General features: G+C 68.8%; 11 protein-coding genes and 1 tRNA gene. 9 read left to right on the forward strand and 3 right to left on the reverse strand.

Annotation, left to right across the window (positions count from 1 at the left end):
• Window positions 1-20 precede the first annotated feature (20 nt).
• Window positions 21-1,829 (forward strand): outer membrane protein assembly factor BamB family protein, encoded by a 1,809-nt coding sequence (locus M8859_RS10980; RefSeq protein WP_159989360.1) that lies wholly within the window; start codon window positions 21-23, stop codon window positions 1,827-1,829.
• Window positions 1,830-2,082: 253 nt separating this feature from the next.
• Here the strand turns inward: M8859_RS10980 and M8859_RS10985 are convergent.
• The 3 genes from M8859_RS10985 to M8859_RS10995 form a co-directional block, all read right to left on the reverse strand.
• Window positions 2,083-2,155, reverse strand: a tRNA-Arg gene (locus M8859_RS10985).
• Window positions 2,156-2,262: 107 nt separating this feature from the next.
• Window positions 2,263-2,949: a DUF305 domain-containing protein gene (locus tag M8859_RS10990; protein WP_159930800.1), complete on the reverse strand. Its 687-nt coding sequence runs from the start codon at window positions 2,947-2,949 to the stop codon at window positions 2,263-2,265.
• A gap of 227 nt (window positions 2,950-3,176) precedes the next feature.
• Window positions 3,177-4,085: a thioredoxin-like domain-containing protein gene (locus M8859_RS10995; RefSeq protein ID WP_159930797.1), complete on the reverse strand. Its 909-nt coding sequence runs from the start codon at window positions 4,083-4,085 to the stop codon at window positions 3,177-3,179.
• Window positions 4,086-4,178: 93 nt separating this feature from the next.
• On the opposite strand from M8859_RS10995, the gene argS reads away from it, so the two are divergent.
• The 8 genes from argS (at window position 4,179) to prfA (ending at window position 15,358) form a co-directional block, all read left to right on the forward strand.
• On the forward strand, window positions 4,179-5,837 hold the full coding sequence (gene argS / locus M8859_RS11000; protein ID WP_159930796.1) for an arginine--tRNA ligase: 1,659 nt from the start codon (window positions 4,179-4,181) through the stop codon (window positions 5,835-5,837).
• Window positions 5,838-5,940: 103 nt separating this feature from the next.
• On the forward strand, window positions 5,941-7,362 hold the full coding sequence (gene lysA, locus M8859_RS11005) for a diaminopimelate decarboxylase (RefSeq protein ID WP_195071588.1): 1,422 nt from the start codon (window positions 5,941-5,943) through the stop codon (window positions 7,360-7,362).
• Entirely contained in the window at window positions 7,359-8,717 is a 1,359-nt protein-coding gene (locus tag M8859_RS11010) for a homoserine dehydrogenase (RefSeq protein ID WP_308221184.1), read from the forward strand. Before lysA ends, M8859_RS11010 begins: the two co-directional genes overlap by 4 nt.
• Before the next feature lie 83 nt (window positions 8,718-8,800).
• Window positions 8,801-9,862, forward strand: coding sequence for a threonine synthase (gene thrC / locus M8859_RS11015; RefSeq protein WP_159930799.1), 1,062 nt, complete (start codon window positions 8,801-8,803; stop codon window positions 9,860-9,862).
• 25 nt (window positions 9,863-9,887) lie between these two features.
• Window positions 9,888-10,841: a homoserine kinase gene (gene thrB, locus M8859_RS11020; protein ID WP_195071587.1), complete on the forward strand. Its 954-nt coding sequence runs from the start codon at window positions 9,888-9,890 to the stop codon at window positions 10,839-10,841.
• Window positions 10,842-11,170: 329 nt separating this feature from the next.
• Complete coding sequence (gene rho, locus M8859_RS11025; RefSeq protein WP_372492900.1) at window positions 11,171-13,231, forward strand: transcription termination factor Rho; 2,061 nt, start codon at window positions 11,171-11,173, stop codon at window positions 13,229-13,231.
• Between the two features lie 744 nt (window positions 13,232-13,975).
• Window positions 13,976-14,206, forward strand: a complete 231-nt coding sequence (gene rpmE, locus M8859_RS11030) for a 50S ribosomal protein L31 (protein WP_039796334.1) — start codon at window positions 13,976-13,978, stop codon at window positions 14,204-14,206.
• Between the two features lie 81 nt (window positions 14,207-14,287).
• Complete coding sequence (gene prfA / locus M8859_RS11035) at window positions 14,288-15,358, forward strand: peptide chain release factor 1 (protein WP_159930791.1); 1,071 nt, start codon at window positions 14,288-14,290, stop codon at window positions 15,356-15,358.
• Window positions 15,359-15,373 lie beyond the last annotated feature (15 nt).

The following is a 15,373-nucleotide window of genomic DNA, read 5'->3' on the forward strand; positions in this document are numbered from 1 at the left end:
CAGCGCGAGCACGCGACGGCTTGTTGTTGCTGGCAGCCTTGGGGTGGCTCGTCGCCAAGGTCGAGGTCATGGATGTCCCCACCAGGATCCAGGGAGTCGTGCACTTCCGGCACGTGTGGGACGGCACCCGGTTTCGCAGCACCGCAACGCTATTCCTGATCATCGCGATCGCGGCGGCGATCGGCGGTTGGCGGCTGTGGCGTGTGGTGGAAAGCTCGCGCCGGCGGGGCTGGCAGAATTCGGCGGCCGCGGTGATCGTCGGTGTCGTGGTGTGGGCGGCGGCGATCACAGTGCTGCTGGTTGTGTGGGGCGTGCTGGACAGCAGCGGTTATATCCCGTTCGAGGAGTTGCCATCCTCGCCCCGATACGGATTGCTGATGCTGTGGCTGGTCGCCGGAGTGCTGCTCGGCGTCGCGGCGCTGACGACCGTCATCACGCTGTCGGAGGCCATTCGCGCAGACGTGAAGGACGACGAGCGGTCCGGCGTTGCTCATGCGGTCGGCACGGGAGCGTTCGCGGTGGCGGCGGCACTGGTGTGCGTGGTGGTCGCTGTCGTCAGCGCGAAACCCGCCGGAGTGGTCGGCTCCACGGTCACCGCGGCCGCGCTGCCCGAGCCCACATCGGCGGCCCCGGTGCTGGATCTCACCCGGATCACCCTCGCCCACCATGTCGGCGGTCCCGACAGCATCGGCGTGACCGCCTACGGTCTGTACACCACGCACGTCGGCCAGTTGACCGTTATGGATCCGCGTACCGGAGCGACTCGCTGGTACGTCCGCCGTCCAGCGCTGCAGCCCGTTGTGAGCACCGCCGACGCGAGCCGCGTCCTTGTGGTCCGGTGGACCAACCCATACTGCGACAACGACTCCTGCGCTGAGAGCCGGGTGCACGCCTATGCCGCCGACACCGGGCAGGAACTATGGAGCCGCGACATCGGAAAGGTGCCGGACCAGCAGCAGGGCTGGTCGGAATATTCCGACCCGAACCAGCCCAGTCCGGAACGATTGACGCGCAACAACCCCCGCACCGGGGCCCCGATGTGGACGGTCCAAGCCGAAGACCTCGGTTGCACACCCGGCCTGGTCATCTACGGAAAACTCGTGTGGACCGTGCGAGCCGGCGCGGTGCAGTTCAGCTGCGCGACATCGAAGACCGCCGAGATCTATGAGCCGAGGATCGTCGGCGCGTTGGACCCCGAATCGGGACGGGTGCTGTGGACCCGCACATCGGTTCCCCACGAACATCTGACTCTCCCGAACGTCCCCGACGATCCCACCGACCCCGTCGCTACGGTCCTGCGAAGGGATGCCGGGTCCAGCTCTCGAACCCGCAACCTCGACATTCTGGATGCACGCACCGGCCGACCGCTCGGCGCCCAGAAACTCGGCGACAACACCGGAGCCGACGCCCCGGGCGGGTATCCGCTGACGCGCGGCTATCTTTTGACGGTCACCGGCAACACCGCCCATCTGACCGGGCCTGACGGGCACGAGCTGTGGACGGCGCCGCTGCCGGCGCCGCCGCGGATCTCCGGGACAATTCCGCCGTCCGGCCCGGCCTGGATCAGTGGCAACGCGCTACTCGTCACCGTCGGTGCCGCGGATCGGAACTGGATCGTCGCCTACGACCTCGCCAGCGGTCAACCCACCGTGCTGGCCGGGCCCGCTCCCACGCCCGCGGGAGACCGACCGCTGATCGATGTTCCGGTCACAGCCACGCTCGTCACGCGGCCGGACCCACCGCCCTCCATCTCCGCACAACTCTCGATCGCTCCCTGGGGCACGCTGGTCACCGGCTACAACCATCACCTGCTCATCCCCACCCGCTGAACATCCACCCGCCGCCAGGCACCAGACGCCTGGACAACTCGTCGACCACGACCAGTCATCGTGCAGCACAGCCGATTCCGCTACCACGCATACGAATCACAACCACGTAAGACACGGTCTCAGGACGAAGCGCTGCGGGAGGTGACGAAGACTTGGGTGAGGCTGTGTCATCTCGTGTCATCGACGCGGCTGAACTGGTTGACGAGAACGGCCCCTGGCCAGAGGCTAGCTGGTCAGGGGCCGTTCTTCTGCGTGCCCTCGGCAGGATTCGAACCTGCGGCCTTCTGCTCCGGAGGCAGACGCTCTATCCCCTGAGCTACGAGGGCGGGATAGGACTCGGTCGGGGCCGGGAAGGCGGTCCGATCGGGCTGGGTCAGCCTATCGTATCGGCCGCCGTCCGCCAAAAAGCGCGGACGGCGGCGGGGTTTTCGTGTCAGCGAAGGGGGGTGGCACCGCGGGTTCTGAGCATGGTGGTCATCAGCTCGGATTCACCGCGTTGGGTTGTGGCCATGGTTTCCGCGAGCGTGCGCACCGCCGTGGTGGCGGCGTGCTGGGCGGCGTAGTCGATCATCGGCAGTCCGCCCTCGTGGTGGCGCAGCATGAGCTGCAGGAACATGGTGTCGAGGGTGGGGCTGGTGGCCTGGCGCAGCGCGGCGAGTTCGGCAGGGGTCGCCATGCCCGGCATGGCGGCCATCGGGCCGGAGTGGTGCGGCTCGTTCGTCCCGGTGTGGTCGTGTCCGCCCATCGGCTCGGTCATCCAGCCCATGAAACCGTCCACACCCTGCGCGGGCTCGTTCCACAGCTGCAACCAGCCCTGCATGCGCCCGATCTGGCTCTGCTGGGTGGTCAGGATGTCGTAGGCGAGGCGGCGGACGTCGGTGTCGGTGGATCGCACCAGCACCACGCCCGCCATTTCGACGGCTTGGGCGTGGTGCGCCGACATGTCCTGGCTGAATCCGACGTCGACCGGGCCCGGATCCGGCTCCGTGGCACCGTCCAGCGGAATCCGCGCCAGCACACCGATCGCGAAGCCGATCAGGATGGCGCCGATGATGCCGAGGATCAGCAGTGCGGTGCGCTGACGGCGGAACTGGCCGCCCAGGCCGGACTCGGCCGTCATATCGCGGTCGTGGGGCCTGGCTGTCGCTTCGGCTCCGTCGGACTTGGCTGCGGCTTCGGGGTCGTTGGACTCGGCTGCTTCGGGGCCGTCCGGCCTGGCGGAAACTTTGCCGTCCCCGGGGTCGGCTGCGGGTTCGCGGTTCTCGGACCCGGCAGGAGCCGCACCCACATCGGACCCGGCAGGCGTTTCGCGCTTGCCGGACCCGGGCACTTCGCGATCGTCGGACACTACTGCCCCGCGCCAGGTGCGGGCTGGCCGGGCGCCGGCTGCGTCGGCGCCGGAGCGCTGGGGACACCGGGCACACCGGGGAGACCGGGCACACCGGGCACACCAGGCAGACCGCCGACCTCGGACGGATCCGGCTGCAGACCTCTGCCGTCCATCGGCACCGCGTCCGGCCCGGGCGGCGTCGGATCGAACGGCGGCGGGTTGTCGGTGTCGAAGACGATGGTCGAGCAGTCCGCACCAACTTCGGGGTAGGTGTAGTTGTTCAGCCGCAGCGCGGTGATGAACTGGCCGACGCGCTTGTCGTCCGCGCTGTCGAGTTTCAACTGGTGGCCCCAGGACTGCAGCGACACCGCGGTGTCTTGACCGGGGTAGGGCGACATCATCGTGTACGGCTTGCCCTCGACCTTCGACTTCAGCTTCTCGATGCCGTCGGCGTTCACCTTGTCCGGGTTGTAGGTGATCCACACCGCGCCGTGCTCGAGCGAGTGCACCGCGTTCTCCACCCGGATCGGCTTGCTGTAGACCACGCCGGTGCAGGTCGCCCACGACTGGTCGTGTGGGCCGCCGAAGGGCGGCGCCTGGTCGTAGGCCACGCGCTGGTTCGCGCCGATGTGCAGCCCGGCGGGGTATTCCTTCTTCACCACGCCCGCGATCCCCTCGGACGGGTCCTTCTTCTGCGCGCTGGGCGTGTACTTGTCCAGGTCGGCCTTTTCCCGGTACTTGGGGACCAGGTTGTAAGCCAGTGCGCCGATCAATGCGATGATTACTACGGCCGCGCCGATGGCCGGCCAGGGGATGTGGCGCGTCTTCTTCGGAAGCTGTCCTTGTCTGCCCCGCTTGCGGGGACCCGACAACTTCGCCGCGGCCTTGGCGGCCTTGGCCGATTTGGCGCTGGGACTGCTAGGCATCGCTCAGTGTGCTCTTTCGACGTGGATGGATCCGCTGGCTGCGCAGTGCCCACCCCGTGGTGTACACCCGCCAAGACCATAGGATAGAGACTCGTGACTCCAGCTGACCTTGCAGATCTCCTTCGCTCCACCGCGGCGAAGGTGCTCGTCGAACGTGGACTGGACCCTGCGGTCCTGCCCGACGAGGTCACGGTGGAGCGTCCCCGTAATCCGGAACACGGCGACTATGCCACGAATGTCGCGATGCAGGTGGCCAAGCGCGCCGGAACCAAGCCGCGTGACCTGGCCACCTGGCTGGCCGACGCACTGTCCGACGCGGACGGCGTCGCCGCCGCCCAGGTCGCCGGACCCGGCTTTCTCAACATCCGCCTCGCGGCTTCCGCGCAGGGTGCGATCATCGAGCGGGTGCTCGCCGCGGGTGCCGCGTACGGCACCGCCGAGGCGCTGAAGGGCACCCGGATCAACCTGGAGTTCGTCTCCGCCAACCCGACCGGCCCGGTACATCTGGGCGGCACCCGCTGGGCCTCGGTCGGTGACGCGCTGGGCCGGATCCTGGCCGCGCAGGGCGCCGACGTGGTGCGCGAGTACTACTTCAACGACCACGGCGCGCAGATCGATCGGTTCGCCGCCTCGCTGGTCGCGGCCGCCACCGGCGCGCCGACTCCGGAGAACGGTTACGCGGGCGCCTACATCGCCGAGATCGCCGACAAGATCGTCGCCGCCCACCCCGACGTGCTGAGCAAGCCGGAGGCCGAGCGCCTGGAGCTGTTCCGCGCCGAGGGCGTCGAGTTGATGTTCGCGCACATCAGGGAATCGCTGCACGAGTTCGGCACCGACTTCGACGTCTACTTCAACGAGAGCTCGCTGTTCGCCTCCGGCGCGGTCGAGAAGGCCGTGGAGCGGCTGAAGAACTCCGGCGACCTGTACGAGAAGGACGGGGCCTGGTGGATCGCCAGCTCGGAATACGGTGACGACCAGGACCGGGTGGTCATCAAGAGCGACGGCAAGGCCGCCTACATCGCAGGTGACATCGCCTACTTCCAGGACAAGCGCTCACGCGGCTTCGACCTGTGCATCTACATGCTCGGCGCCGACCACCACGGCTACATCGGCAGGCTGAAGGCCGCCGCGGCCGCGTTCGGCGACGACCCGGCGACCGTCGAGGTGCTGATCGGGCAGATGGTGAATCTGCTGCGCGACGGCGTCGCGGTGAAGATGAGCAAGCGGGCGGGCACCGTGGTGACGCTCGACGACCTGGTCGAGGCGATCGGTGTGGACGCGGCCCGGTACTCGCTGGTGCGTTCGTCGGTGAACTCGAGCATCGACATCGACCTGAACCTGTGGGCCAGCCAGAGCAACGAGAACCCGGTCTACTACGTGCAGTACGCACACGCGCGCACCGCCTCCATCGCGCGCAACGCCGCCGAGTTCGACTACGCCTCCGTCACCCCTGACCTCGCGCTGCTCTCGGCGGAGGAAGAGGGCGAGCTGATCCGCACCCTCGGCGAGTACCCGCGCGTGGTGGCCAGTGCGGCGAGCCTGCGTGAACCGCACCGGGTGGCCCGCTACCTCGAGGAGCTGGCCGGCGCGTACCACCGTTTCCAGACCAACAAGAACCTGCGCGTCCTGCCGCTGGGTGACGACCCCGTCTCACCGACGAACGCCGCCCGGCTCGCTTTGGTCACCGCTACGCGCCAGGTCTTGGCCAACGGCTTGGGCCTGCTCGGCGTCAGCGCGCCGGAGCGCATGTGACCGGCCTGTCGACCAGAGCGAGGAAGGAAGCATCAGTGAGCGAGCGAACCATCGCTACCGCCTGCGCGACAGCGCCGGAGCCGAGTGTCAGCGAGAGGCGGAAATGAGCGCGCACCCGGCCGGTCCCCGGCATGCCGAGATCCCGCACGCGCCGAACCTGCCGGAGCGTCCGAGCGATCCGAAGCAGATGATCGACCTGCCCGCGAACGTCTGGCCGCGCAACTGCGTCCGTGACGAAGACGGCGTCGTCCGCTTGGCGGGCGTGCCGGTGCACGAGCTGGCCGCGCAGTTCGGCACCCCGCTGTTCGTGGTCGACGAGGACGACTTCCGTTCCCGTTGCCGCGATATGGTGCGCGCCTTCGGGTCGAACGCGCGAGTCCACTACGCCTCCAAGGCATTCCTGTGCGGCGAGGTCGCCCGCTGGATCCGGGACGAGGGTCTCTCGCTGGACGTGTGCTCCGGCGGCGAACTCGCCGTCGCACTGCACGCGGGCTTCCCCGCGGAGCGAATCGCCTTGCACGGCAACAACAAATCGGTCTCGGAACTGGAAACCGCGGTGTCCGCGGGGGTCGGTCACGTCGTGGTCGACTCGCTGATCGAGATCGAGCGCCTGGAAGCCGTCGCGGGCCGCGCGGGCGTGGTGCAGGACGTACTGGTCCGGGTCACCGTCGGTGTGGAAGCCCATACCCACGAGTACATCTCGACCGCGCACGAGGATCAGAAGTTCGGCTTCTCGATCGCGGGCGGCGACGCGATGGAGGCGCTCGCGCGCGTCTTCGATGCCGACAATCTGCGCTTGGTCGGCCTGCACAGCCACATCGGCTCGCAGATCTTCGAGATCGACGGCTTCGAGATCGCCGCGCGGCGCATGCTCGGCCTGCTGCGCGAGGCCGTCGACAAGTTCGGCGTCGAGCGCACCGCGCAGATCGCGACGCTGGACCTCGGGGGCGGACTGGGGATTTCGTATCTGCCGTCGGACGACCCGCCGCCGCTGGACCGCTTCGCCGCGAACCTGCGCGAACTGGTCGCCGCCGAAGCCGAACGCGCGGGCCTGCCCACGCCGGTGATCGCGGTGGAGCCCGGACGCGCCATCGCCGGTCCCGGCACGGTGACGCTCTACGAAGTGGGCACCATCAAGGACGTCTCGCTGGACGGCGGTCTGCGCCGCCGCTACGTGAGCGTCGACGGCGGTATGAGTGACAACATCCGGCCCGCGCTGTATCAGGCCGACTACGATTGCCGCCTGGTCTCGCGGTCGTCGCAGGCCGGGCCGGTGGTCGCGCGCGTCGTCGGAAAGCATTGCGAGAGCGGCGATATCGTCATTCGCGACACCTGGATGCCCGCCGACGTCGGCCCCGGCGACCTGGTCGCCGTCGCCGCCACCGGCGCGTACTGTTACTCGATGTCCAGCCGGTACAACCAGTTGACCCGCCCCGCGGTCGTCGCGGTGCGGGACGGACAGTCGCGCCTGATCCTGCGCCGGGAGACGGTGGCGGACCTGCTCAGCTTGGAGGTGGAAGCGTGACGACGGCGAACGCGAAGAACGGCGTCTGGGGGCCCGATCGCCCGATCGGGGTCGCGGTCCTGGGCATGGGCAATGTCGGCACCGAGGTCGTGCGCATCCTGCGTGAGCACGTCGAGGACCTGCGGTCTCGCGTCGGCGCCCCGGTGGTGCTACGCGGCGTGGCCGTGCGCGATCTCGCCGCCGACCGCGGCATCCCCGCGGACCTGCTGACCACCGACGCCGACGCACTCGTCGCCCGCGACGACGTCGACCTGGTGGTCGAGGTGATCGGCGGCATCGATCCGCCGCGGCGGTTGATCCTGGCCGCGCTGAACGCGGGCAAATCCGTGGTGACCGCGAACAAGGCGCTGCTGGCCGACTACACCGGCGAACTCGCCGCGGCCGCCGAACGCAGCCGCGCCGACCTGTACTTCGAAGCCGCGGTCGCGGGCGCCATCCCCGTGGTGCGGCCGCTGATCCAGTCGCTCGCGGGCGACCGGGTGAACCGGATCGTCGGCATCGTCAACGGAACCACCAACTTCATCCTCTCCGGGATGGACGAGACCGGCGCCGACTACTCGGAGACGCTGGCCGAAGCGACCCGGCTCGGCTACGCGGAGGCCGATCCGACCGCCGACGTGGAGGGTTACGACGCCGCGGCGAAGGCCGCGATACTCGCCTCGCTGGCGTTCCACACCCGGGTCACCGCCGCCGACGTGTACCGCGAGGGCATCTCGCGGATCTCCGCTGAGGATTTCGAGACCGCCTCGGCGCTGGACTGCACGGTGAAGCTGCTGGCGATCTGCGAGCGTGTGGACGCGGGCCCCGGCGAGCCGGGGCCGGAAGACGGCGGCAAGGAGCGCGTCTCGGTACGCGTCTACCCGGCGCTCATTCCCCGCAAGCACCCCCTTGCCGCGGTGACCGGCGCGTTCAACGCGGTCGTCGTCGAGGCGGAGAACGCCGGGCGGTTGATGTTCTACGGACAGGGAGCGGGCGGGGCCCCGACCGCGTCGGCCGTGCTCGGCGATCTGGTGATGGCGGCACGGAACAAGTTCTTCGGGGGTCGCGCTCCTGGCGAATCGGTTTATGCTGAGCTACCGATCGCGCCGATCGGCGATACGCCCACCCGCTATCACGTGAACCTCCAGGTCGAAGACCGTCCTGGGGTCCTGGCCGCGGTGGCGGGCGAATTCGCCGCACATGGGGTGAGCATCTCGACCGTCCGTCAAGAAGGGCACGGCTCGGGTGCGCGCCTGGTCGTGGTGACCCACCACGCCGTGGAGTCGGCGCTCGCGGACACCGTGGCCGCCCTGGCGGAAATGGCAACCGTCACATCCGTGACCAGCGTTCTGAGATTGGAAGGCACCGAAGAATGACCACAGTGTCGCGCAGCGACGCCATAAGGGGCGGCGGCCGGGAGACGGGTGGGCCTACGACCGGCGTCGCGCCCCAGGCAGGAGTGCACTCCCGCTGGCCGGGCCTGATCGCGGCCTACCGCGACCGGATCGCGGGCGCGGCCGACTGGGAGCCGGTCACGCTGTATGAGGGCGGTACGCCGCTGGTGCCCGCGCCGCACCTGTCCGAGGTGACCGGGTGCGAGGTGTACCTGAAGGTCGAGGGCCTGAACCCGACCGGCTCGTTCAAGGACCGCGGCATGACGGTGGCGATGACCGACGCCAAGTACCGCGGCCAGCAAGCGGTGCTGTGCGCGTCCACCGGCAACACCTCGGCATCCGCCGCGGCGTACGCCACGCGCGCCGGCATGAGCTGCGCCGTGCTGATCCCCCAGGGCAAGATCGCGATGGGCAAGCTGGCCCAGGCCGTCATGCTCGGCGCGAAGATCATCCAGGTGCAGGGCAACTTCGACGACTGCCTGGAGCTCGCTCGCAAGGTGACCGCCGACTTCCCCAGCATCGGCCTGGTGAACTCGGTCAACCCGGCGCGTATCGAGGGCCAGAAGACCGCGGCCTTCGAGATCTGCGACGTGCTCGGCAAGGCTCCCGACGTGCACGCGCTCCCGGTCGGGAACGCGGGCAACATCACCGCGTACTGGCGCGGCTACCGGGAGTACCACGCCGACGGCATCACCGGCGGTCTGCCCCGCATGCTCGGGGTGCAGGCCGCGGGGGCGGCCCCGCTGGTCAACGGCGCCCCGGTGAAGGATCCCGAGACCATCGCCACCGCGATCCGGATCGGCGCGCCTGCCTCCTGGAACAGCGCGGTCGAGGCCAAGGAGCAGTCCGGTGGAGCGTTCCGCGCCGCCACCGACGAGGAGATCCTCGACGCCTACCGCCTGGTCGCGGCCACCGAAGGGGTGTTCGTCGAGCCCGCGTCGGCGGCAAGCGTGGCCGGTGTGCTGGCCGCCCGCAAGGAGGGCTGGCTGGATTCCGGACTCACCGTGGTGTGCACGGTGACCGGCAACGGTCTGAAGGACCCCGACACCGCGCTGTCGGGCATGCCCCAGGTGCAGCCGATCTCGGTCGACCCGGTCGCGGTCGCCGCCGAACTAGAGCTGGCCTGAGTTGGATTCCCGCGACAGCCAGCTCATGACCGCGACCCTGCCCGCAGGTCTCACCGTGACCGCGCGGGTACCGGCGTCCACCGCGAACCTCGGCCCAGGGTTCGACTCGCTCGGCATGGCATTGGGTATCTACGACGAGATCCAGGTGCGCACTACGGATTCCGGGCTCACCATCCGGGTCGAGGGCGAGGGCGCCGACGATGTACCTTGGGGCCCTTCGCATCTCGTGGTCCGCGCGATCGAGCGCGGCCTCGAGTCGGCGGGGGTGTGGGCCGATGGCCTCGATGTGGTGTGCCGCAACGTGATTCCGCATTCGCGCGGGCTCGGCTCGTCGGCCTCCGCGGTCGTCGGCGGACTCGCCGCGGGCTGTGCCCTGGCGGGCAAGCTGGACCCGGCGCTGGCCACGTCGGCCGACCGAATGGTCCAGCTGGCCGCGGAATTCGAGGGTCACCCGGACAACGCGGCGGCCAGCGTGCTCGGCGGAATCGTGGTCTCCTGGACCGAGAGCGAACGCAACGCCGACGAGGCTCCGGTGACGGAGTACCACGGCCGTGCCTACCGCGCGGTGCGGCTCGAGGCCCATCCCGCGCTGCGCCCGGTCGTACTGATCCCCGAGGAGCGCTCGTCCACCGCACACACCCGCGGCCTGCTGCCCGAGATCGTGGCGCACGGCGATGCCGCGTTCAACGTCAGCCGCGCCGCGCTGGCGGTGGTAGCACTCACCCAGCGACCCGACCTGCTGATGCCGGCCACCGCCGACCGCCTGCACCAGGCTCAGCGTGCTCCCGCGCTGCCGTTGACCACCGCTTGGATCACCCGCCTGCGCGCGGCGGGGATCGCGGCCACGGTCTCCGGCGCGGGCCCCACCATCCTGGCTCTGGCGACCAGCGAATTTCCAGCGGAACTTCGCGAACTGGCGGCGGCCGACGGCCTGCGCGTGGTGGAGCCGGGAATCGCCGAGGGCGTCCTGGTCGACTGACGGCGAGTCTGTCTTGCCGAGATTCGCAATGGACAGCTATCCTGGGCAAGTCCGTACATCGTGCGCATCAGACGCCGGTGCTTCATCAGGGCAATCGCTCCAGCAGGCTCCAGGCTCGAGCCTCCAGGCCATGGGGGTGCTGCGTAGCTGCGCAACTGGAATGATCTCTCCCCCACCTTTCACCAATGGTGGAGAAGCCGCCGGGCCGGCGGGGCAGGTGATACGGCACACAGCGCCCGGACGGACGCATCCCAGTCCGGCAGAATGCCCGGGCTGCGGGACGAACCCTCGACACAGCACACGGCAATCGAGGGAAGGAAAGGATTTCCGTGACAGATACGGACCTGCTCGCGACACCCGGCGTGGAATCGAACCCGACGGGCGACCGCGAAAGTGAATCCGGACAGATTTCGAAGATGAGCGAACACACCGACGTCGCACGATCGGGGCTGACTGGAATGTTGTTGCCGCAGTTGCGCGCGCTTGCGGGGGAGCTCGGTATCCGAGGCACCTCCGGAATGCGCAAGGGCGATTTGATCGCCGCCATCAAGGAAAATCAGGCCGGAAAAGCAGCGAAGGCGGAAAAGCCCGCCAAGAGCGAGGCCAAGTCCGCGGCAACAGCCAAGGCCGATGCCCCCGCCAAGACCGCCGCTCCCGCTGCGCCGGCGCCGGCCAAGGCCGAGCAGGCGACCCTCGACGTGACGCCCGCGGCTTCGGCTGCGCCCACCGAGGCTCCCGCCCCGGCGAAGACGGCCCCCGCCGATTCCGCGCCCGCCGCCGCGTCGGCGTCGTCCACGGCGACCGAGACCTCCGAGGAGTCCGGCAGGGAGAGCGGCCAGCGTGGCCGCGGCAGGCAGCGGCGTGGCCGTGACCAGGCGCGATCCGCCGCCGACACCGCGCCCGCCGAAACGCGTGCCGACGAGCCGAAGCGGGACGCCGAACAGGGCGGCGAGCGTCGCCGCGAGCGTGGCCAGGGCGAGCGTCAGAGCGGGCGTGGCCAAGGCGAGCGTCAGAGTGACCGTGGCCAGGGCGACCGTCAGAGTGACCGTGGCCAAGGTGAGCGTCAGAGCGAGCGTGGCCAGGACGAGCGCGGCCAGAGCCAGAACGGCAGCGCGGGCGGCCGTGGCGGCGACGACGAAGAGGGCGGTCGCGGACGGCGCGGACGCCGCTTCCGTGAGCGTCGTCGTGGGCGTGACCGCGAGAGTGGCGGCGGCGAGGCCCGCGAGCTCGAGATCCGCGAGGACGACGTCCTGCAGCCGGTCGCGGGCATCCTCGACGTGCTGGACAACTACGCCTTCGTCCGCACGTCGGGTTACCTGGCCGGGCCGAACGACGTCTACGTGTCGATGAACCTGGTCCGCAAGAACGGCCTGCGCCGCGGTGACGCGATCACCGGCGCGGTGCGCGCTCCGCGCGACGGCGAACAGGCCAACCAGCGCCAGAAGTTCGACCCGCTGGTGCGGCTGGACACGGTCAACGGCGGCGAAGTCGAAGCGGCCAAGCGCAGGCCGGAGTTCGGCAAGCTCACCCCGCTGTACCCGAATCAGCGCCTGCGGCTGGAGACCCAGCCGAACAAGCTGACCACCCGCGTGATCGACCTGATCATGCCGATCGGCAAGGGCCAGCGCGCCCTGATCGTGTCGCCGCCGAAGGCCGGTAAGACCACGATCCTGCAGGACATCGCGAACGCGATCGCGACCAACAACCCCGAGGTCTACCTCATGGTGGTGCTGGTCGACGAGCGTCCCGAAGAGGTCACCGACATGCAGCGTTCGGTCCGGGGCGAGGTCATCTCCTCGACCTTCGACCGTCCGCCGTCGGACCACACCTCGGTCGCCGAACTCGCCATCGAGCGCGCCAAGCGCCTGGTGGAGATGGGTAAGGACGTCGTCGTGCTGCTCGACTCGATCACCCGGCTCGGGCGCGCGTACAACAACTCCTCGCCCGCCTCGGGCCGGATTCTCTCGGGTGGTGTCGATTCCACCGCGCTGTACCCGCCCAAGCGGTTCCTCGGCGCGGCGCGCAACATCGAGAACGGCGGCTCGCTGACGATCATCGCCACCGCGATGGTGGAGACCGGTTCGACCGGTGACACGGTGATCTTCGAGGAGTTCAAGGGCACCGGCAATGCCGAGCTCAAGCTGGACCGCAAGATCGCGGAGCGGCGCGTGTTCCCCGCGGTGGACGTCAACCCGTCCGGTACCCGCAAGGACGAGTTACTGCTCAGCCCCGACGAGGCGGCGGTACTGCACAAGCTGCGCCGCGTACTGTCCGGCCTGGACTCCCACCAGGCGATCGATCTGCTGATCGACCGTCTGAAGAAGTCGAAGACCAACCTCGAATTCTTGATGTCGGTGAGCAAGACCGCGCCGGGCGCGCTCGACGAATAGGCTCGGGCTCGTCCGCCCCTTCGAGTATTCAGGCCGTACTGGTCGGGTGCCGCGGAGTTCGCGTGCGGGGCCGACCAAAAGCATCTCGGCGGGTTCTGGGCGTGCCCGACGAGTTACCAAATCAGTTGTCGCCATGACAACGGCCGAGAGGGTCCCGCACAAGCGGGACCCTCTCGGCGTTGCCGGGGCGAAGAAAGCGATTCCGATCGTGGCCGCGCCACTGATCAGGAGACCGAGGATCAGTGCGCAGGGCTCGTCGCCGGGGTCGGGCGCGGTGGAATCCGAAGTCTGACTGTGTACGGCATTCTCCGGTGCCGGATAGTGCGGATCGGGAAGTGCGTACAAACCGATGGCGACCGCGAGAGTCAGTAGAACGAAAATCGCGGACGCGATTCGGATGTTCACGGGGTCTCCTTCCTGTCTCGGCACGCCGATGTGCACCAGGTACGCAACTCTATGAACGAATCTGTTCGCATTCCTGAGTAGCGGACTACCCGACTTCAGGGTCCCGGAGTCGGTGGGGATTCGCGTGCCAGGACTTCCAGGGGCGCGAACGGCGGGGGAGTACGCAGGGCGGGAACAAACCACTCGCCGGGGGCGTTTTGGGAGCGTAACGGCAGTTCTGGCATACTGAACGGTCGTTGCGTCTGCTCAGGTGAGCAGAGCTCCCGCCTAGTCGGTTCCGGTTCACGCTCCGCGCGAATTCGCGTGGGCGACCCGGCGACCAAACTCGAGAGGACACCCATGAAGGCAGGAATTCACCCGACGTATGTCGACACCACGGTCGTCTGTGGTTGCGGCAACACCTTCCAGACTCGCAGCACCAAGGAGTCGGGACACATCACCGTCGAGGTCTGCTCGCAGTGCCACCCGTTCTACACCGGCAAGCAGAAGATCCTCGACACCGGTGGTCGCGTGGCCCGCTTCGAGGCCCGCTACGGCAAGCGTGCCGGCAAGAAGGCCGACGCCAAGTAGCTTCCTCGCCGACGCCCGGTCCTGCTGCGCAGGCCGGGCGTCGGTGTTTTGTATGGACTGGTACCAGGAGAAGGAAGCACTGTGACGCAACCGTCCGCCATCGACGACATTCTGGCCGAGTACGCGGGCCTGGAGACGCAGCTGGCCGATCCGTCGCTGCACAACGATGCGGGCGCCGCGCGCCGGGTCGGCAAAAGGTTCGCCGAGCTGGCGCCGGTCATGGCAACCTACCGCAAACTCGAGACGGCGCGTGACGACCTGTCCGCCGCCCGGGAACTCGCCGCCGACGACTCGGCGTTCGCCGCGGAGATCCCGGATCTGGAACGGCAGGTGGAGGAACTGGAACAGGCCCTCGCCGACCTCCTGGCCCCGCGCGACCCGCACGACGGGGACGACGTCGTGCTCGAGGTGAAATCCGGCGAAGGCGGTGAGGAGTCCGCGCTGTTCGCCGCCGACCTGGCCCGCATGTACGTGCGATATGCCGAGCGGCACGGCTGGAAGGTCGAGATTCTCGACGTCAACCTGTCCGACCTGGGCGGTTACAAAGAGGCGACGCTGTCGATCAAGAGCCGCGACGCCGCCCGCGACGGTGTCTGGTCGCGCTTCAAGTTCGAAGGCGGCGTGCACCGGGTGCAGCGCGTCCCGGTCACCGAATCGCAGGGCCGCATCCACACCTCGGCCGCGGGCGTGCTGATCTATCCGGAGCCCGACGAGATCGAAGAGGTGCAGATCGATGAGTCGGACCTGCGCATCGACGTCTACCGCTCCTCCGGTAAGGGCGGACAGGGCGTCAACACCACCGACTCCGCGGTGCGCATCACCCATCTGCCCTCCGGCATCGTCGTCACCTGCCAGAACGAGCGTTCCCAGCTGCAGAACAAGGCGCGCGCCATGCAGGTGCTCGCGGCGCGGTTGCAGGCGCTGGCGGAAGAACAGGCCGACCAGGAGGCGGCGGCGGGCCGGGCCAGCCAGATCCGCACCGTGGACCGCTCCGAGCGGATCCGCACCTACAACTTCCCGGAGAACCGGATCACCGATCACCGGATCGGTTTCAAGGCGCACAACCTCGACTCCGTGCTCGACGGCGACCTCGACGCGCTGCTGGATGCTCTGGGAAAGGCGGATCGCGAAGCGCGTATGGCGGCGGAATGATCGTCTTTCCGGCAG

This window comes from Nocardia sputi, from assembly GCF_023501985.1.

Coding starts and splice junctions, on each gene's coding strand:
- M8859_RS10990 (WP_159930800.1), bottom strand. CDS start 2,949: ATGACGGCCGAGTCCGGCCTGGGCGGCCAGTTCCGCCGTCAGCGCACC.
- M8859_RS10995 (WP_159930797.1), bottom strand. CDS start 4,085: ATGCCTAGCAGTCCCAGCGCCAAATCGGCCAAGGCCGCCAAGGCCGCG.
- lysA (WP_195071588.1), top strand. CDS start 5,941: ATGAGCGCGCACCCGGCCGGTCCCCGGCATGCCGAGATCCCGCACGCG.
- thrB (WP_195071587.1), top strand. CDS start 9,888: ATGACCGCGACCCTGCCCGCAGGTCTCACCGTGACCGCGCGGGTACCG.
- rpmE (WP_039796334.1), top strand. CDS start 13,976: ATGAAGGCAGGAATTCACCCGACGTATGTCGACACCACGGTCGTCTGT.